This is a genomic window from Kocuria sp. UBA5001 (assembly GCF_002398425.1).
GTDB classification, from domain to species: domain Bacteria; phylum Actinomycetota; class Actinomycetes; order Actinomycetales; family Micrococcaceae; genus Kocuria; species Kocuria salsicia.
Genome location: NZ_DGYR01000014.1, coordinates 1 through 18,530, shown reverse-complemented (window position 1 = coordinate 18,530; position 18,530 = coordinate 1). Strand labels below are relative to the sequence as shown.

Here is an 18,530-nt window from a genome sequence, read left to right as displayed (position 1 = left end):
CCCCGGTCTCCGCGTACCTGCACGCCGCGGCCATGGTCAAGGCCGGGATCTACCTGGTGGCGCGCCTGGCGCCGGGTTTCGCCGGAACCACGTGGTGGCTTCCCATCACCCTCACCCTGGGCCTGGGGACCATGGTCTTCGGCGGGTGGGTGGCACTGCGCCAGTACGACCTCAAGCTCATCCTGGCCTACGGCACAGTGAGCCAGCTGGGGTTCATCACCGCGGTGGTCTCCTTCGGCACCGCAGACACCGCCATGGCCGGGCTCGCCATGGTGATGGCCCACGGCCTGTTCAAGGCCACCCTGTTCCTCACCGTGGGCATCATCGACCACCAGGCCGGCACGCGCGACATCCGGCGGCTGTCGGGAGTCGCGGGCAAGGCGCCCCAGCTGCTCGTCGTGGCGGTCATCGGTGCCGCCTCCATGGCGGGTGTTCCACCCCTGCTGGGTTTCGTGACCAAAGAGGCGGTGCTCACCGCGTTCGTGGACGCGCTGCCGGAACCGCTCGCGGTCACGGCGCTCGTGTGCGTGGTGGTCGGATCCGTTCTGACGTTCGCGTACAGCGCCCGTTTCGTGTGGGGCGGCTTCGCGCGCAAGCCGGGGCGCTTCTCCGGGCTCGAGACCTCCCCGGACGGGCAGTCGGTGGTCGGCGCCTTCACCCCCGTGCGCTGGGACTTTCTGGCCGCCCCCGCAGTGCTGGCCCTCGTCACTGTGGTGCTCGGACTGTGGCCCGCCCCGCTCGAGGCGGGGATCACGCCCTACCAGGAGCTCTTTCCCGGGGCCGCGCAATCGCACGTGCACCTGGAGCTGTGGCACGGCTTCACCCCGGCGCTGGGCCTCTCCGCGCTCGTGATCGCCGCAGGCGCGGCGCTCTACGCGGCACGGCGCTCCGTGGGCCAGTTCCAGAGCAGGCTTCCGGAGGTGCCCAGTGGCGACTTCGTGTACCGCAAGGTCATCAACGTCCTGGACCTGCTCGCCGTGTGGCTGACCGGGCGCACACAGCGCGGCTCCCTGATGTTCTACCTCTCCGTCATCCTGGTCACCGCCATCGTGGTGCCCCTCGTGGCACTGTTCTGGTACGAGACGCCCCCACTGGCCGGGTTCCGCTACGGGGACTCCCCCGCCCAAGTGGTCACGGGCCTCGCCATGCTCGTGGCGGCGCTGCTCGTCCTCACGGCGCGCAAGCGCTTTCTCGCGGTGCTGCTCGTCTCGGTCACCGGGTACGGCCTGGCGCTGATCTTCGCCCTGCACGGCGCACCGGACCTCGCCCTGACCCAGACGCTGGTGGAGACCATCTCCCTGGTGGCCTTCGTGCTGGCCCTGCGTTCGCTGCCAGGACCGCTGTGGAACCGGAAGCCGGCCGGGCACCGCGTGTTCCGCGCCGTGTTCGCCGTGGTCTTCGGCGTGTTCATGATGGCCCTGGCGATGTTCTCCATCTCCTCGCGCAGCGCCGCACGGATCTCTTTGGACCTGCCGAAAATGGCCTACGACCTCGGGCACGGGGCGAACGTGGTCAACGTGATCCTCGTGGACATCCGGGCGTGGGACACCATGGGTGAGATCACGGTGCTGACCGTTGCCGCCACGGGCATCGCGTCCCTGATCTTCGTCAAGGGCCGCGGTGACCGGCTGCGCAGCGAGCGCCAGCAGCTGGACCCGGCGGAGCTGAAGGCCATCCGCGGTGCTGACGCCGCGGCGCACTCACCTCACGCGAACACCCAGCAGCTCAAGGTGGCCCGCCGCTTCTCCTCCCGCCCGGACGCGGATCCCTTCCTGCTGGCCGGGCGTACCCTGGCACCCGAACGCCGTTCCATCGTCTTCGAGGTGGTCGCGCGGCTGCTGTTCCACACGTTCATGATCGTGTCCCTCTACCTGCTCGTGGCCGGGCACAACCTGCCGGGCGGCGGCTTCGCGGGCGGGCTGATGGCATCCCTCGCGCTGACCCTGCGCTACCTGGCCGGCGGCCGCTACGAGCTCGAGCGCGCCACGCCCGTCAACGCCGGGTGGATGCTCGGCGCGGGTCTGGCGATCTCCTCGCTCTACGCGATCGTCCCGGTGTTCTTCGGTGGGGCCGTGATGGAGAGCTACACGTTCGAGTGGGACATGTGGGTCTTCGGGCACGTCAAGTTCGTCACCGCGCTGGTCTTCGACATCGGGGTCTACCTGATCGTGGTGGGTCTGGTCCTGGACATCCTGCGCTCCCTGGGCGGGCGCATCGACGAGAGGATCGAACGTACGGCCATGGAGTCGGAGAAGAAGCCCGCGGGTGGCGGGTCCAGGATCCGGCTGACCCGCAACGGCCCCGGCGTCTCGACCACGCGCGTGGACGACCCGGACGCCCCCCGCGGATCGATGGTCAGCGCGGACGAGACCTCGGAGGTGCAGCGATGACCGTGAACGTCACGCTCCTGGTGGTCATGGGGGTGCTGTTCTGCGTGGGGGTCTACCTCCTGCTCGAGCGCTCGCTCACCCGTGTGCTGCTGGGCCTGATGCTGCTGACCAACGGCGCGAACCTGCTGATCCTGCACACGAGCGGTGAGCGGGGGGTGGCCCCGCTCTACGACTCCTCGCTGGACCCGGCCGAGTACTCGGACCCGCTGCCGCAGGCGCTGGTCCTGACGTCCATCGTGATCTCCCTGGCCACCACGGCCTTCATTCTGAGCATGATCTGGCGCTCGTGGATCCTGGCGCGCCGGGACGAGATCCAGGACGACCGCGAGGACCGCCGCGTGGCCACGCAGTCCTCCTACGATGCCGAGGACGACGACGCCATGCCCCAGGACACCTCCGAGTTCAACCACGCGGACGCGCGGTTCGCCCCGGCACGGCACAACGAGGAAGAGGCGGCGGAATCACCGGGTCACCACAGGGCCGAGAAGCTCACGGACGGAAACGAGCGGGACACGCATGAGTACTGATCCGGCGCAGCTCGCCCCCCTCGCGGTTCTGGTCCCCTTCCTGGGGGCGGCCCTGAACTTCCTGATCGTCCACCGCAACGGCCTGCAGCGCGCCGTGACCATCGGCTCCATGTCGCTGACGCTGGTGCTCAACGCGGTCATCCTCGCGAACGTGTGGAACAGGGGTCCGCAAGTGGTGCACCTGGGGGACTGGGCGGCACCGTTCGGCATCGTGATGGTGGTGGACCAGCTCTCCGCGCTGATGCTCGTGGTCTCGGTGGTCGTCTCCCTCGCGGTGCTCGTCTACGCCGTGAGCGAGGGCGTGGCCAACGGCGACAACGAGGGCCCCATCTCGATCTTCTACCCCACCTACCTGATCCTTGTGGCGGGCGTGTCCAACGCGTTCCTCGCGGGGGACCTTTTCAATCTGTACGTGGGCTTCGAGATCCTGCTGACCGCGTCCTACGTGCTGCTGACCATGGGGGGCACCGCGCAGCGCATCCGCGCGGGCGTCACCTACGTCGTCGTCTCCGTGATCTCCTCGATCCTGTTCCTGATCTCCCTGGGCATGATCTACGGCGCCACGGGCACCGTGAACATGGCGGACCTCTCGGGCAAGCTCTCGGACCTGCCGGTGGGTATGCAGATGCAGCTGCACCTCATGCTGCTGGTCGCGTTCGGGGTCAAGGCGGCCATCTTCCCGCTCTCGTTCTGGCTGCCCGACTCCTACCCCACGGCGTCCGCGCCGGTGACCGCCGTGTTCGCCGGGCTGCTGACCAAGGTGGGCGTGTACTCGATCATCCGCACGGAGACGCTGCTGTTCCCGGGGACGCAGATCAACGGCCTGCTGATGTGGGTGGCACTGCTCACCATGCTGGTGGGCATCCTGGGTGCGCTCGCGCAGATCGACATCAAGCGCATGCTCTCGTTCACCCTGATCTCCCACATCGGGTACATGATCTTCGGCATCGCCATGGGCACCCAGGCCGCGCTGGTCGCCGTCGTCTACTACATCGCGCACCACATCGTGATCCAGACCAGCCTGTTCCTGGTCGCGGGGCTCATCGAGCGCCGCGGTGGGTCCACCAACGTGGACCGCCTGGCCGGGATGCTCAAGATCTCCCCGCTGCTGGGTGTGCTCTACATGATCCCGGCGCTGAACCTGGGCGGCATTCCGCCGTTCTCCGGTTTCCTGGGCAAGGTGGGGCTGATCGAGGCCGGCGTGAGCACCGGAACGTGGTTGAGCTACCTGCTGGTGGGCGTGTCCGTGTTCGTCTCGCTGCTCACGCTGATGGCCCTGATCCGGGTGTGGAACCGCGTGTTCCTGCGCAGCGTCGACGACGCCGAGTACCCGGACCCCGTACTGCGCGCCACGACGCCGCAGGGCAGGCGTCCCCGCACCTCGCGCGCGGTCGTGAGGAAGCCCGGCAGCAGGTTCTCGGGGCGGTCGCCGGTGGTGTTGCTGCCGCGGACCATGGTGGGTGCCACCTCGGCCCTGGTGGTGGTGGGCGTGGCTCTCACCGTCTTCGCGGGGCCGCTGTTCGACCTCGCGGACAACTCCGCGGAGAACCTGGTGCACCCGGACCGCTACGTCAATGCCGTCCTGCACCCCGAGGGTCACGGCGGCGCAAGTGAGGAGAGCCGATGAGCACGTCCGCGGTGCGACGCCGTTCGCGCAACTCCCTGCGCGCCGAGCTGCCGCTGATCCTGTGGCTCGTGGTGGTGTGGGGTGCGCTGTGGGGTGACTGGAGCATCGGGAACCTGGTTTTCGGGCTGTTGCTCGCGCTGCTCGTCACCCGCCTGCTGACCCTGCCGCCCGTGCGCCTGTCCGGGCGCTTCAACGTGGTGCACTTCGCGCTGTTCGTGCCCACGTTTATCTGGCAGGTGGCCAAGGCCAGCTTCCAGGTCTTCTGGCTTGCGGTCACGCAGGGCCCGAGGGTGTGCAACGCCGTGCTGGGGGTGCCCCTGCGCCAGAACAACGACCTGCTCATGACGGCCGTGGGCCACACGATGGCGTTGATCCCCGGGTCCCTGGTGGTGGAGGTGGACCGCGGCAACGGGATCCTCTACTTCCACGTGCTGGACATCTCCACGCCCGAGCAGGCGGAGGCGTTCCGGCGCTCCGCACTGGACATCGAGGCCGCCTGGATCCGCATCATGGGCACCCGGGAGGACCTGAAGCTGCTGACCGTGGTCGGGGATTCCGACAACACGGAGGCCACCGGGGCGCTCGAGTCGCCCACGCACGAGATGGACGAGGCCGACACCGGCCACGGGGAGGAGCGCTCATGACAATGCTCGACGTCGCCGTGTGGCTGTGCGGGGCGATCCTCGCCCTGGCCGCCGCCGGGACCATCTACCGACTGGCGAAGGGGCCCTCCCTGCTGGACCGCGTGATCGCCTCGGACGTGCTGCTTGCCATCGTGGGGGCGTGCCTGGCCGTGGACATGGTCTACAACCACCACACCAACAACATCATCCTGCTCGTGATCGTCTCCCTGGTGGGCTTCCTGGGCTCCGTCACGGTGGCGCGCAACGTGGGGCTGGAGCGTTCATGAGCTGGCACACCGTCCTGGACGTGATCGCCCTGCTGTGCCTGGTGCTGGGTGCCCTGATGTCCCTGTCCGCCGCGATCGGCCTGGTGCGCTTCCCGGACCTGCTCTCGCGCATGCACGCGGGCACCAAGCCGCAGGTCTTCGGCCTGTTCCTCATGCTCACGGCCGTGGCCATCGAGAGCGGGGAGCCGCGCATGATCCCGCTGCTGATCCTCGCGTGGGTCTTCCAGCTGCTCACCGCACCGGTCTCCGCGCACATGGTGGGCCGGGCCGCATACCGCTCCAAGCACCTGCACGAGGAGAACCTCATGCAGGACGAGCTGCGGGACGTTGTAGCCCGCGCCGGGCACGAGGAATCACGCTGAGGACATAATTTCCGGGTGAACCGCGCCCCGCACCGCCCAGCCACGCGCCGAGTTTCGTATGCTGGGGGAGGAAGCAGCACGCCGTCGGCCCCCGAGCGCCGTCGGCACTCGCGACGAGAAGGAGCACCTCATGAACAAGGCGATGGACATCCTCGGCACCGTGGCGTCCCTGGGCGGCGTGGCACTCGCGAACAAGGGCCTGTCCGCGGTGTGGAAGCAGGTCACCGGCAACGAACCCCCCGCCAAGAACCCGGATGAGGACGAGGCCTGGCGGGACATCATCCTGTGGGCCATGATCACCGGCGTGGTGGGCACCGTCATTAAGGTGGGAATCGCCCGCCAGATGTCCAAGATGGAGTCCGAGAAGAAGGACTCCGGCAAGACCTCGCAGTCCGAGATCTGAGGTACCCCACCGGGCCGAGCGCCCGGGAGGTCCTGCACACGAGGGCCGGGTGCGCGACGCACCCGGCCCTCGTGCGTGCCGTGGTCTAGACTGGCGACTCAACGACAGGGGAGCGCCACCGCGGCGCTGAGAGTGCGTGTGAGCGCAGACCCTCGAACCTGATCCGGTTCATACCGGCGCTAGGGAGTCGAGCATCTCAGGGACCCGTCCGCACCCGTGGACGCGAGCCTTCCCCTCCTGGAATCTTCAGGAGGATTCACATGACACAGGTCGGCACCAGATCCACGCGAACGCCCCAGGGACGCAATTCCCGGCGGCACTCGTGGCGGGTGGTGGACATCGTGGTCGCCTCCGTTCTCGCGGCGGTGTGCGCGGTGGTCTTCTGGCTGTGGTCCAACCTGCTCGCCCCGGCCGTCTCTGCGGGGTCCGTGGCGTATCCGCCCGCGGGCGGGCTCATCGTGGGCGGCTGGCTCGTGGCCGGCACGCTCGGTGCACTGATCATCCGCAAGCCGGGTGCCGCGATCTTCTGTGAGCTGCTCGCGGCCGTGCTGGAGATGTTCCTGGGCACCCACGCGGGATGGCTCGTGGTCCTCTCCGGGGTGATCCAGGGCCTGGGGGTGGAGATCGTCTTCCTGCTGACCCGCTACCGCAGCTTCGGGCTCCTCACGGCCACAGCGGGCGGCGCGGTCTCCGGGCTCTTCCTCGCCGTGAGCGAGAACATCTTGTACAACTACGAGTGGGCCACGGACCAGAAACTGGTCTACGCCGTGTTCACCACGCTCTCCGGCGCCGTGATCGCCGGCGCCCTGATGTGGCTCGTGGTGCGTGCGCTGCAGGCCACGGGCGTCCTCAGCGCCCTCGCATCCGGCGCCGCGCGCCGGCGATGACAGCCGCGTCGGCCACCATCCCGGTGGGCGCGTCGGTCTGTCTCGAGAACTTCGGCTGGCACTACCCCGGGCGCCAGAACCCGAGCCTCGCGGGGGTGGATGCGCAGATCGGTGCAGGGGAGCGCGTTCTGCTCCTGGGTCCTTCCGGTGCCGGCAAGTCCACCCTGCTGCAGGCCCTGGCGGGTGTGGAGCAGGATCCGGACGGGCAGTCCCGATCGGGTGAACTGACGGTCGACGGCGCCGACCCGCGCGACGCGCGGGGGGCCGTGGGCTTCATGCACCAGGATCCGGAGACGCAGGTGGTTCTCTCGCGGATCGGGGACGACGTCGCGTTCGGTCTCGAGAACCTGGCCGTTCCCCGTGAGCAGATCTGGCCGCGCGTCCACGAGGCGCTGGACAGGGTCGGTCTCCACCTCCCCCTGGAGCACTCCACCACGGCGCTGTCCGGTGGTCAGAAGCAGCGCCTGGCGCTCGCGGGTGTCATGGCCATGCGGCCCCGCCTGCTGCTGCTCGACGAGCCGACGGCCAGCGTGGACCACGAGGGAGCGGTGGAACTCTGCCGGGCCGTGTCCCGGGCCGTCCGGCAGGACGGCACTACCCTGGTGGTCGTGGAGCACCGTGTTGCACTGTGGGAACCGGTGGTGCACCGGGTGATCGTGCTCGACGACCACGGCTCGGTGGCCTTCGACGGCCCCACCCGGGAGACGCTCCACGATGCCCGGAAGCTGCTGCAGGCGCAGGGCACGTGGGTTCCGGACTGGGTTCCGACGACGCGTCCGCCCGCCCACCGCAGAGCTGTCGAGGTCGACGCGGCGGCCGAGGGTCCCGACGGCGGGGACGAGTGCCCACGCGGTGCGGGCACCGCGCGCTCCGGTCGAGACCGTCCCCCGCACGCCGCGGGGAGCCCTGCGCCCCGGGACGGTGCGGTCCTCCTCAGCGCCCGGGAGCTGGGAGTCTCCCGCATCCAGCCGTCGCGTCGAGTGGTGGCGCGCGAGCGGCGTCGGGCCCGCAGGTCGTGGCGACGTGGCGAAACTCTCGAGGCGCCGGCACGCAGAGTGGTGGACTTCCCGCCCGCGGCCGAGCACATCACGCTGGACGTCCGCGCGGGCCGCGCCCTGGCCGTCACCGGACCCAACGGGGCCGGGAAGTCGACGCTCGCCCTCACACTGGCCGGTCTCCTGGTGCCCGTGCGCGGCACGGTGCGAGCCTCCGCCGTCCTGGCAGATGACGCGCCACCGGATCCTGGCCTGTGGGACGGCAGCGAGCTGATCTCGAGGGTGGGCACCGTGTTCCAGCACCCCGAGCACCAGTTCCTGCGCTCAACGGTGCGGGAGGAGCTCGAATTCGGTCCGGAGCAGCTGCGCCGCCACTCGGAGCGCTCAAAGCCGCGGCGGGACGTGACGGCCGACGACGCCCGGGTCGCGGACCTGCTGCGGCGGCTGCGCCTGGAGGACCTGGCCGGGGCCAACCCCTTCACGCTCTCCGGGGGCCAGAAGCGTCGGCTCTCCGTAGCCACGGTGCTCGCAGCGGCACCCGCAGTGGTGATCCTCGACGAGCCCACGTTCGGCCAGGACGCCCGCACCTGGAAGGAACTCGTGGATCTCCTGGTGGAAGAGATGGACAGGGGCACGGCCGTGGTGGCAGTGACGCACGACCGGGACCTCATGACCGCGCTCGACGCGGAGGAAGTGGGGCTGGGCTCATGAGCACCACGGCAACACCGGGCATCTTCGGCCCCCGGAGCGGGCTGCTGGCCCGGGCGAATCCCGTGGTGAAGCTGCTCGGTGCGCTGCTGATCACCGTGGTGATCGTGCTCAGCGCCGATCCCGTGACGAACGCGGTGGCCCTGGGGGGTCAGCTGCTCCTGCTCGCGGGGGTGGGCATGCGACCGCTGCGGCTGCTCACGCGGCTGTGGCCGATCCTCGTGGCAGCCCTGATCAGTGGCTGGGGAACGGCGATGCTCTCCGACGCCGGTGGCCCCGTTCTGCTGCAGCTCGGATGGATCACCGTGACCACCGGATCTCTCGCGGCTGGCGGGGCAATCGCGCTGCGCGGGCTGGCCATCGCCCTGCCTGGGATCACGGTGCTGCTGACCACCGACCCCACGGACCTCGCGGACGGTCTCGCCCAGACGCTCAAGCTGCCCGCGCGCTTCGTCCTGGCTGCCCTGGCTGCGATGCGTCTCGTGGAGGTCATGATCACCGAGTGGAGCGTCCTGACGGCTGCTCGCCGCGCCCGCGGGGCCGGAGGATCCCACACGCCGTGGGGTGTGGCCGGAGAATTCGGCGGTCAGGCGTTCACCCTGCTCGTCCAGTCCCTGCGCCGCGCGACCCGGCTGGCCATGACCATGGAGGCGCGAGGGTTCGGGGCGGGACCGCGCACCTGGGCCCGTCCCCTGCACTACAGCCGGGTGGACGTGCTCGTGGGGGTGGCGGTCGTCGTGACGGCAGTCGGTGCTCTTGTCCTGTCGATGGGAATGGGGACGCACCGCTACATCTGGCAGTGATCACGGATCGGCCCTCGCCCGCCTGCATCAGCCGTCTGCGCGCCCCAGCAGGAAGTCGGTCAGGGTGCGGGTCAGGGCGGGGTCCGAGCGGACGGGGTGGCCGTCCACCCTGGTCACGGGCACCGCGAGTCGCACCGAGGACGTGAGCCACACGGCGTCCGCCTCCAGGAGGTCCCGGGGATGCAGGGGCCCGTAGTCCACGCCCCAGCCGTGACGGCGCGCGGCGTCGAAGATCCTGGCCTGTGACGTCCCCGGCAGGATGCCGCGTGACGGTTCGGGCGTCACCAGGGTGGGTGGCTGCCCGGGCGAGGTGCGGGCGCACACCACCGACGACGTTGCCCCCTCAAGGATCCTGCGGTCCGTGGACGTGGTGAACACAACGTCCTGCGCGCCGTTCGCCCGGGCGTGGCGGACGGCGGCCATGTTGACCGCGTAGGAAAGCGTCTTCACACCGGGAAGCAGCCAGGGCATCCCGGAGTCCTCGGCCGGGTCGTGGCCGCGTTCCAGCAGCAGCACGGACACGCCGTCCTGGCGGGCCTCGAAGGTCTGCGGGGGCACCGGCGACACGGTGAGCCACGCCCACGGCTCACCACCCGGCACGCCCCGGCTCACGCTCAGCTTGACCGAGTGCTCGGCCCCGAGATCACGGGACGGGTCGTGGGAACCCGGCCCGGCGGCGTCGAGCCCCATGGCCAGGGCCGCGCGGCAGACGTCCTGCGGGGGCGCGGGAAGGTCCGCGGTGCGGGCGGAGGCGGCGAGCCGGGCGTGGTGCGCGTCGAACTTGTAGGCGGTGCCGTCCAGCACGTGCAGCGTCTCGAAGATCCCGTCACCGCGGGTGAGCGCCTGGTCCTCCAGGCGCACCATGGGCTCGCGCGGATCAACCGGGCGGGGCGGACCCGTCACGGGGGACAGCAGCACCGCGGCGCCCGGTCCGGAGCTCACGAGCCGTCCCGCTCCTCGGCGGTCGGTGCGGGAAGCTGGGGCGCGGGGCCAGGGTGGATGATGTCCGCGGCCTCCCACACGGGGTCCTCCGCGAGGTAGTGCTCCTCCTGCTCGGCCCACACGTCCCAGTAGTTCTCGTACGTGGCACCGTCGCGGGCGAGGGCCCGCTGCTTGCGCTGCCACGTGGGCAGCTCCACCCACACGGACGTGTCGAGCAGCGCCCGGGCCTCGCGGTGGCAGGCTCCCACGCCCTCCACCAGGACGATCTCGGCGGCGCGCGTGAGCCGGGGCGTGCCCGGTTCGCTGGTCAGCCAGTCCCAGGCGGTCCAGTGCGCGTCCTCGCCGCGCCGCAGCGGTTCGAGGATGCGTGTGCGGTACTCGCTCATGCCCTCGGCCAGTCCGTTCCAGCCCGGGTACAGGTCCTCCAGGCGGAAGGTCACGACGTCGTACGAGCGCCGCAGCACCGCCACAAGCTGATCCGTGAGGGTGGTCTTGCCCGCGCCGGAGCGGCCATCGATGCCCACAACGAATGGGCGGCGCGTGGCTGGCGGCAGCAGCCGCGCGAGGTTGACGCCGTCCGGGAACTGGGCGATCTCATCGTCGTGGAATCCTTCGTCCGGTGCGATCACGGGGCCTCGACCCGTTCGCGCACCCAGGTCACGACGCCGGGGGTGGCCGCCGCGATCTGCTCCCAGGCTGTGTCGAAGTCCTCCGAACCTCCGTACCACGGGTCCGCGATGTCGAGGTCCGTGCCGGAGGCCTCGGCCTGCGGGTCGAAGCTGCGCATCAGACGCACGGTGTCGGCGCGGTCCGGGGGCAGGCGGCGCCGCAACTGTTCGCGTTGGGAGTTCGTCATGGCGAGCAGCATGTCTGCGTCCGCGAGCTCGGCGTCGGTGATTCTGTGCGCGCAGTGGTCGGGGAGGTCGAGGTGGTGGTGCGCGATCACGGCCCGGGCGCGCGGGTCCACGGGATTGCCGTGCTCCTCGTCGCTCACCCCGGCGGAGCCGACCGCCACTCGCCCGCAGAGCCCTGCGCGGTCGAGCTCGGCGCGCAGGAGCGCCTCGGCCATAGGGGAGCGGCAGATGTTGCCGGTGCACACCGTGACGATGTTGAACATGGTCTCCACTGTACGAAAAATCCGCGCCGGGTGAGCGGCCCTGGGGTCCGTGCACCCCGCCGCCACGCCAGCGGCGAAATCCGCGGGGTTCGGCCGGGGTGACGACGGTGCTCCGGGCTGGGCGGCGACGGCGCTGCGGAGCCGGGAACACACACGGAACGGGGTGCACGTCCGTGGACGTGCACCCCGTTCGCATCACTACCGGGTGGCGGCTCCGCAGGGGAGCGCCGGAGTCACTTCTCGTCGAGGTGCTTGGGGGTCGTCTGGTCCCAGGGGGCCTCGCCCTCCGGGGTGTCCTTGACGATGTCGTCCACGGCGGAGGTGACCCACTCGGACTTGTACTGGAAGTCCGTCTCGTCACCGTTCTCGTCCGTCTGGCGGTACCACTCGGTGATCGCCGGATCGTGCGAGTCGAACGCGTCGCCGGCGGCGCGATGGCCCTCGGCGCGCTCCACCTGCAGGGCGAAGTTGTCACCGTGCTCGGCGAGCCCGGAGGCCACGGCCTTCTGGACGGCCGAGTACGCGAACTTGGTGCGCAGCGTGGCGGGGTCGTAGCGCAGGTCCCGGTACAGGGCGACCATCATCATGGCCACGACCACCGCGAACGGCAGCGCCGAGACGATCACCAGGCGCTGCATGCCAGCCAGGGCGTCGTTGCCCGCCACCAGGAGCATGACGATCGCGATGCCGGCGAGGCACGCGCCCCAGAAGATGACGATCCACTTGCTGGGGTCCGGGCGTCCGCGCTGGGTCATGGTGCCCATGACCACGGAGGCGGAGTCCGCACTCGTCACGAAGAAGATGCCGATGACGACCATGGCCAGCACCGAGGTGACGGCCGTGAGCGGGAGCTGGTCGAAGAGTCCGAAGAGCATGGACTCGGCGCCGTTGTCCACGGAAAGGTCCGCCCCGTTCTTCGCGAAGAACATGGCGGAGCCGCCGAAGACGATGAACCACAGGATGCACACCGAGGCCGGGACCACGAGCACGACGGTCACGAACTGGCGGATGGTGCGGCCACGGGAGATCTTGGCGATGAACATGCCCACGAACGGGGACCACGAGAGCCACCAGGCCCAGTAGTACACGGTCCACGTGTTGGAGAACTCGGCGCTCTGCGGGCCCCACGCGGCCGACTGGCCGGTCATGAAGAGGTACTCGGACACGTACGTGGAGAACGTGGAGGGGATCAGCGTCAGCAGGAAGACCGTGGGTCCCACGAGGAACACGAACAGCGCCAGCACGAAGGCGAGCGAGAGGTTGATGTTCGACAGGTAGCGGATGCCGCGGGAGACGCCCGAGACGGCGGAGATGATGAAGCCCACGGACAGCAGCGCGATGATCACGATCAGCGCGTTGTTGCTGAGCTTGTCCAGCCCGCCCACGATCGAGATGCCGGAGCCGATCTGCATGGCTCCCACGCCCAGGGACGCGGCGGTGCCGAAGAGGGTGGCGAAGATCGCGAAGACGTCGATCAGCTTGCCCAGGGTGCCGTCCACGCGCTTGTGGCCGAGCAGCGCGGTGAACACGCGCGAGATCAGCGGGGCCCGGCCGCGGCGGTAGGCGCCGTAGGCCACGGAGACGCCGACGACGGCGTAGATGGCCCACGGGTTCAGGGCCCAGTGGAAGGCGGACTGCACGAGGGCGTAGACCACCATGGAGTCGCTGCCGGCCTCGGCGACCTTCGAGAAGCCGGGGATCCCGCCCTCGAAGTAGCTCATGGGCTCGAACGCGCCGTAGAAGACCAGGCCGATGCCCATGCCCGCCGCGAAGAGCATCGCGAGCCAGGAGAAGAAGGAGTACTCGGGCTCCTCGTCGTCACGGCCGAGCTTGATCTTTCCTGTGCGGGTGAAGCCGATGAAGATCATGAAGACCACGGCCGCGGTGGAGAGCAGGATGAAGAACCAGCCGGTGTTGTCCGTGACCCACGCGAGCGCGGTTGCCGAGACCGTCGAGAGGCTGTCCGTGCCGAGCACGCCCCACGCGATGAAGCCCACCACGAGGACCGCGGTGATCGCGAAGACCACCCTGTCGGTTCCGAACTTGACCTTGCGGTCCTCCACGCCGACGCCCGGGACCAGTGCCGGGTGGATGCCGTGGGGGTAGGTGAGCTCGTCGATGATCTTCCGGGGGCGGCTGCGGGTGGGGGTGCCCGTGGAGCCGGGGGTGGTCGTCGAGTCCGACGGTCGTCGGTCCTCGGAATGGGGTGGGGTGCTCAAGACAGTTCTCCTGACTGTGGCGGTGAGTGATCGGGGACGGGTGGAGGCGCGGTGGAACTCCCGTGTCGGTGACGTGTGGACTGCGCCGCGGGCAAACGATGTCGCTCTGGGTGCACAAACCTTCAGTGTAACCCGGAATCGCGCGGAGGGTAACCGGAGAGTAGCCGCCACGTGGGGAGCAGCCGGAAAAAAGTTGAGTGAATCCTGCTCAACTCTGTTGACACGGATGGTACGAGGTGTAAACTTGAGTCTCGAAAGCTCAAGTCTTCAAGGTTCGAGAGACACGAGGATCCGGTCCTCGTGCGGACCGCATGGCATCAACGAAAGGATCGACAATGTCCCGTGCAGTAGGAATCGACCTCGGCACCACCAACTCTGTGGTGGCGGTTCTCGAGGGTGGCGAGCCCGTCGTCATCGCGAACGCCGAGGGCAACCGCACCACCCCGTCCGTCGTGGCGTTCTCCAAGGACGGCGAGACCCTCGTGGGTGACGTGGCCAAGCGCCAGGCCGTGACGAACGTGGACCGCACCGTGGCCTCCGTGAAGCGCCACATGGGCACCGACTGGACCACCGAGATCGACGGCAAGAAGTACACCCCGCAGGAGATCTCCGCCCGCATTCTCATGAAGCTCAAGGCGGATGCCGAGTCCTACCTGGGCGACACGGTCACGGACGCCGTGATCACCGTCCCCGCGTACTTCAACGACGCCGAGCGCCAGGCCACCAAGGAGGCCGGTGAGATCGCCGGCATGAACGTGCTGCGCATCGTCAACGAGCCCACCGCCGCGGCCCTGGCCTACGGTCTGGAGAAGGGCAAGGAGGACGAGCTCATCCTGGTCTTCGACCTCGGTGGCGGCACGTTCGACGTCTCCCTGCTGGAGGTCGGCAAGGACGAGGACGACTTCTCCACCATCCAGGTGCGCGCCACCGCCGGTGACAACCGCCTCGGTGGCGACGACTGGGACCAGCGCATCGTGGACTGGCTGCTGGAGCAGGTGAAGTCCAAGACCGGTGCGGACCTGTCCAAGGACAAGATCGCCCTGCAGCGCCTGAAGGAGGCGGCCGAGCAGGCCAAGAAGGAGCTGTCCTCCGCCACCTCCACCACCATCTCCCTGCAGTACCTGTCCGTGACTCCCGAGGGTCCGGTGCACCTGGACGAGAAGCTGTCCCGCGCCAAGTTCGAGGACCTCACCAAGGATCTGCTGGCCCGCACCGAGAAGCCGTTCAAGGACGTCATCGCGGAGGCCGGGATCAAGGTCTCGGACATCGACCACGTGGTGCTCGTGGGTGGCTCCACCCGCATGCCCGCCGTGGTCGAGAAGGTCACGCAGCTGGCCGGCAAGGCCCCGAACAAGGGCGTGAACCCGGACGAGGTCGTGGCCGTGGGTGCCGCCATCCAGGCCGGCGTGCTCAAGGGTGACCGCAAGGACGTGCTGCTGATCGACGTGACCCCGCTGTCGCTGGGCATCGAGACCAAGGGCGGCGTGATGACCAAGCTCATCGAGCGCAACACGGCCATCCCCACGAAGCGCTCCGAGACCTTCACGACCGCCGAGGACAACCAGCCCTCCGTGTCCATCCAGGTCTTCCAGGGTGAGCGCGAGTTCACCCGGGACAACAAGAACCTGGGCACGTTCGAGCTGACCGGCATCGCGCCGGCCCCGCGCGGCATGCCGCAGATCGAGGTCACCTTCGATATCGACGCCAACGGCATCGTGCACGTGTCCGCCAAGGACAAGGGCACGGGCAAGGAGCAGTCGATGACCATCACGGGCGGCACCTCGCTGTCCAAGGAGGACATCGACCGCATGGTGAAGGACGCCGAGGCCAACGCGGACGCCGACAAGCAGCGCCGTGAGGCCGCGGACCGCCGCAACAACGCGGAGCAGACCGCGTACTCGGTGGAGAAGCTGATCAAGGACGACGAGGGCGCCATCCCCGAGGACGTCAAGACCGAGGTCCAGGCGGACGTGGATGCCGTCAAGGCCGCGCTCGAGGGCGATGACGACGACGCTGTGAAGACCGCGTTCGAGAAGCTGCAGACCTCACAGACCAAGATCGGCGAGGCGCTGTACGCGCAGTCCCAGAACGAGGGTGCCGAGGGTGCCCAGACGGGTGCTGCCGGTGCCGAGGGCGCCCAGGCCAAGGACGACGACGACATCGTCGACGCCGAGGTCGTGGACGACGACAACGACGGGAAGAAGTGAGCATGAGCGATTCCGAGAACCCGACGGGCAACGGCCAGTCCGTGCCGCAGGACCCGGACCACTCGGCTGAGCATGCCCAGCAGGCCGACGGCGCACAGGGGCAGGAGGGTCTGACCGTGGACGACATCCTCGACACCCCCCAGTCCCAGGACGCCGGGGCCGCGGACGCGGCGTCGCTCCAGGGCGACGCCGCCCCGGCGGGCGGATCGGAGGCCCAGGGCTCCGAGGCGCAGAAGCTCGCGGACGAGCGGTTGGAGGACCTCCGCCGGCTGCAGGCGGAGTTCGTGAACTTCAGGAACCGCACCGTGCGTGAGAAGGACCAGTTGCGGGACTTCGTGTCCGGCGAGATGGTTGCCGCGCTGCTGCCGGTCCTCGACGACGTCGACGCCGCCCGCAAGGCGGGGGACCTCGAGGAGGGCCCGTTCGCGGCGATCGCCGCGAAGCTCGAGGAGGCCCTCACCAAGAAGGGGCTCATGCGGATCGGCGAGGTGGGTGAGGTGTTCGACCCGAACATCCACGAGGCCGTTCTGCAGCAGCCCACCCAGGACGTGGCACCGGATCATGTGTCCATGGTGCTGCGCTCGGGCTTCAAGGTGGGCAACAAGGTCGTCCGAGCGGCCCAGGTGGCCGTGGCGACGCAGCCGTAGCGACACCGTGAACTCGGGGCGGGTCCACATGACGGGACCCGCCCCGAGCCGTATCACAGCACATCGAAGAGAAAGGAGGCGTCATGGCCAGTCAGGACTGGATTGACAAGGACTTCTACAGCGTCCTGGGCGTCTCCAAGGACGCATCCCAAGCTGACGTCAAGAAGGCGTACCGCAAGCTGGCCCGCAAGTACCACCCGGACCAGAACCCCGGGGATGCGGCTGCGGAGAAACGGTTCAAGGACATCACCGAGGCGAACTCGGTGCTCTCGGACCCCGAGGAGCGTGAGCAGTACGACGCGATCCGGGCCATGGGCTCCGGCGCGCGCTTCACGGCCGGCGGTCCGGAGGGTGCCGGCGGCGCCGGCGGAGCGGGCTTCGAGGACATCTTCGGAGACATCTTCAACGGCGGTGGTGGCCGACGGCGCTACACCACCTCCAGCGGCGGTGGCGGGGGTTTCGAGGACATCTTCGCCCAGTTCGGCGGGGGCCAGGGCGGCGGCTTCGGCGGCCAGTCCGGGTTCGGCGCTCAGGGTGGCTTCAGCGGCTACCAGGCCCCGCCCGCCAAGGGCGAGGACATCCACACGACCACCACCATCCCGCTGCGCTCGGCGTACAACGGCACCACGGTGAAGCTGCGCCGAGGCAACGGCCAGACCACCACGGTGCGCGTGCCCAAGGGCGTCAAGGACGGTCAGCGGCTGAAGATCGCGGGCAAGGGCCACACCGGCCCGGGCGGCAACGGGGACCTCTTCGTGACCGTCAAGGTCAAGGAGCACCCGTTCTTCACCCGCGAGGGCCAGGACGTGCACGTCACCGTTCCGGTCTCCGTGGCGGAGGCGGGTCTCGGCGCGACCGTCCAGGTCCCCACCTTGGACGGGGGCCACGTGAACGTGAAGGTTCCCGCCGGCACCTCCTCGGGGCGCCGGATGCGCGTCAAGGGCAAGGGTTTCACGTCCGGGTCCAGCACCGGGAACATGATCGTCACCGTGCAGATCGTGCTGCCCGCCACGATCAACGACGCCGCACGGCAGGCACTCGAGGACTTCGCCGCCGCCACGGAGGACTTCGACCCGCGTGCGGACCTGGGTGCGCAAGCGGCCGTCTGAGATGGCGGTGGACTTCACGAAGCCCGGGTTCGTGATCTCGGTGGCGGCCGAGCTCGCGGACATGCACCCGCAGACCCTGCGCCAGTACGACCGCCTGGGGCTTGTGACGCCGTCGCGGGCCTCCGGGCGGGCACGGCGCTACTCGCAGCTGGACGTGCAGAAGCTGCGCCAGATCCAGGAGCTCTCCCAGGCGGGCGTGTCCCTCGAGGGGATCAAGCGGATCATGCAGCTGGAGAACCAGGTGCAGGCGCTGCAGTCGCGCGTCACCGAGCTCTCGGAGGAGCTGGAGAACGAGCGCCAGGCCCGCAGCGAGCGGGAGAAGATCTTCATCGCGGGCTCCGGCGGGGAGGTGGTGCGCATTGCCCGCGGGGGACGCCGCGCCCCCCGCAAGGTCTCCCAGGCGCTGATGCTCTACCGCCCGGCGCGGTCCGGCGGCACCGCGGACCGGGAACCCGCCACGGCGGCGTCGGGCGCCCCACGGCGTTCGGCCCGGGGCAGCGGCCCGGGCTGAGAACCCGCCACCACGGTCCCCGCACTGTCTCCGGACGGTGCGGGGACCGTGGTCGTCCGGGGGGGGGGGGGGGGGCCCCCCGGGGGGGGGGGGGGGCGGGGGGGGGCCAACCCCCGGGAAAGCCCCCCCCCCCCCCCCGGGGGCGCCCGTGGCAGACACCCCCCCC

18 protein-coding genes and 1 riboswitch are annotated in these 18,530 nt (G+C 69.5%); of the genes, 14 read left to right on the top strand and 4 right to left on the bottom strand.

What is annotated here, in order from left to right; translation table 11 throughout:
• The 10 genes from B3G12_RS09665 to B3G12_RS09620 all read left to right on the top strand — a co-directional run.
• On the top strand, positions 1–2,390 hold a 2,390-nt coding region (locus B3G12_RS09665; RefSeq protein WP_290500107.1), incomplete at its 5' end, for a Na+/H+ antiporter subunit A.
• Complete coding sequence (locus B3G12_RS09660) at positions 2,387–2,917, top strand: Na(+)/H(+) antiporter subunit C (RefSeq protein ID WP_055084581.1); 531 nt, start codon at positions 2,387–2,389, stop codon at positions 2,915–2,917. The genes B3G12_RS09665 and B3G12_RS09660, both read left to right, overlap by 4 nt.
• Positions 2,907–4,544 (top strand): Na+/H+ antiporter subunit D, encoded by a 1,638-nt coding sequence (locus B3G12_RS09655; RefSeq protein ID WP_144941022.1) that lies wholly within the window; start codon positions 2,907–2,909, stop codon positions 4,542–4,544. Before B3G12_RS09660 ends, B3G12_RS09655 begins: the two co-directional genes overlap by 11 nt.
• Positions 4,541–5,188 (top strand): Na+/H+ antiporter subunit E, encoded by a 648-nt coding sequence (locus tag B3G12_RS09650; RefSeq protein ID WP_145010130.1) that lies wholly within the window; start codon positions 4,541–4,543, stop codon positions 5,186–5,188. The genes B3G12_RS09655 and B3G12_RS09650 overlap by 4 nt, the downstream gene beginning before the upstream one ends.
• Positions 5,185–5,454, top strand: coding sequence for a monovalent cation/H+ antiporter complex subunit F (locus B3G12_RS09645; RefSeq protein WP_145010127.1), 270 nt, complete (start codon positions 5,185–5,187; stop codon positions 5,452–5,454). Before B3G12_RS09650 ends, B3G12_RS09645 begins: the two co-directional genes overlap by 4 nt.
• Positions 5,451–5,816: a monovalent cation/H(+) antiporter subunit G gene (mnhG, locus tag B3G12_RS09640; RefSeq protein ID WP_145010124.1), complete on the top strand. Its 366-nt coding sequence runs from the start codon at positions 5,451–5,453 to the stop codon at positions 5,814–5,816. The genes B3G12_RS09645 and mnhG overlap by 4 nt, the downstream gene beginning before the upstream one ends.
• 130 nt (positions 5,817–5,946) lie before the next feature.
• The gene (locus B3G12_RS09635; RefSeq protein ID WP_144941014.1) at positions 5,947–6,219 is read left to right on the top strand and encodes a DUF4235 domain-containing protein; all 273 of its coding nucleotides are present in this window, start codon (positions 5,947–5,949) and stop codon (positions 6,217–6,219) included.
• A gap of 96 nt (positions 6,220–6,315) precedes the next feature.
• A riboswitch (TPP riboswitch) is annotated at positions 6,316–6,422 on the top strand.
• A gap of 57 nt (positions 6,423–6,479) precedes the next feature.
• Positions 6,480–7,106 (top strand): ECF transporter S component, encoded by a 627-nt coding sequence (locus tag B3G12_RS09630; RefSeq protein ID WP_290500101.1) that lies wholly within the window; start codon positions 6,480–6,482, stop codon positions 7,104–7,106.
• Positions 7,103–8,812, top strand: a complete 1,710-nt coding sequence (locus tag B3G12_RS09625) for an ABC transporter ATP-binding protein (protein WP_290500099.1) — start codon at positions 7,103–7,105, stop codon at positions 8,810–8,812. The genes B3G12_RS09630 and B3G12_RS09625 overlap by 4 nt, the downstream gene beginning before the upstream one ends.
• Positions 8,809–9,612 (top strand): energy-coupling factor transporter transmembrane component T family protein, encoded by an 804-nt coding sequence (locus tag B3G12_RS09620; RefSeq protein ID WP_290500098.1) that lies wholly within the window; start codon positions 8,809–8,811, stop codon positions 9,610–9,612. The genes B3G12_RS09625 and B3G12_RS09620 overlap by 4 nt, the downstream gene beginning before the upstream one ends.
• Positions 9,613–9,639: 27 nt before the next feature.
• On the opposite strand, the gene B3G12_RS09615 is transcribed toward B3G12_RS09620, so the two are convergent.
• The 4 genes from B3G12_RS09615 to B3G12_RS09600 form a co-directional block, all read right to left on the bottom strand.
• Positions 9,640–10,554 carry an aminotransferase class IV gene (locus B3G12_RS09615; protein ID WP_145010116.1) on the bottom strand — a complete coding sequence of 305 codons (915 nt, stop codon included), beginning with the start codon at positions 10,552–10,554 and terminating at the stop codon, positions 9,640–9,642.
• On the bottom strand, positions 10,551–11,183 hold the full coding sequence (locus B3G12_RS09610) for a uridine kinase family protein (protein ID WP_145010113.1): 633 nt from the start codon (positions 11,181–11,183) through the stop codon (positions 10,551–10,553). The genes B3G12_RS09615 and B3G12_RS09610 overlap by 4 nt, the downstream gene beginning before the upstream one ends.
• Positions 11,180–11,671: a low molecular weight protein-tyrosine-phosphatase gene (locus B3G12_RS09605; RefSeq protein ID WP_094395141.1), complete on the bottom strand. Its 492-nt coding sequence runs from the start codon at positions 11,669–11,671 to the stop codon at positions 11,180–11,182. Before B3G12_RS09605 ends, B3G12_RS09610 begins: the two co-directional genes overlap by 4 nt.
• Positions 11,672–11,904: 233 nt before the next feature.
• Complete coding sequence (locus B3G12_RS09600; protein ID WP_290500096.1) at positions 11,905–13,890, bottom strand: BCCT family transporter; 1,986 nt, start codon at positions 13,888–13,890, stop codon at positions 11,905–11,907.
• Positions 13,891–14,225: 335 nt separating this feature from the next.
• On the opposite strand from B3G12_RS09600, the gene dnaK reads away from it, so the two are divergent.
• The 4 genes from dnaK to B3G12_RS09580 all read left to right on the top strand — a co-directional run bounded on the left by dnaK (position 14,226) and on the right by B3G12_RS09580 (position 18,364).
• Positions 14,226–16,097, top strand: coding sequence for a molecular chaperone DnaK (dnaK, locus tag B3G12_RS09595; RefSeq protein ID WP_144940994.1), 1,872 nt, complete (start codon positions 14,226–14,228; stop codon positions 16,095–16,097).
• Positions 16,098–16,099: 2 nt separating this feature from the next.
• The gene (locus B3G12_RS09590) at positions 16,100–16,744 is read left to right on the top strand and encodes a nucleotide exchange factor GrpE (RefSeq protein ID WP_144940991.1); all 645 of its coding nucleotides are present in this window, start codon (positions 16,100–16,102) and stop codon (positions 16,742–16,744) included.
• Between the two features lie 83 nt (positions 16,745–16,827).
• Positions 16,828–17,853: a DnaJ C-terminal domain-containing protein gene (locus B3G12_RS09585; RefSeq protein WP_144940988.1), complete on the top strand. Its 1,026-nt coding sequence runs from the start codon at positions 16,828–16,830 to the stop codon at positions 17,851–17,853.
• A 1-nt stretch (position 17,854) separates the two neighbouring features.
• Positions 17,855–18,364, top strand: a complete 510-nt coding sequence (locus tag B3G12_RS09580; protein WP_144941587.1) for a heat shock protein transcriptional repressor HspR — start codon at positions 17,855–17,857, stop codon at positions 18,362–18,364.
• Positions 18,365–18,530: the final 166 nt, after the last annotated feature.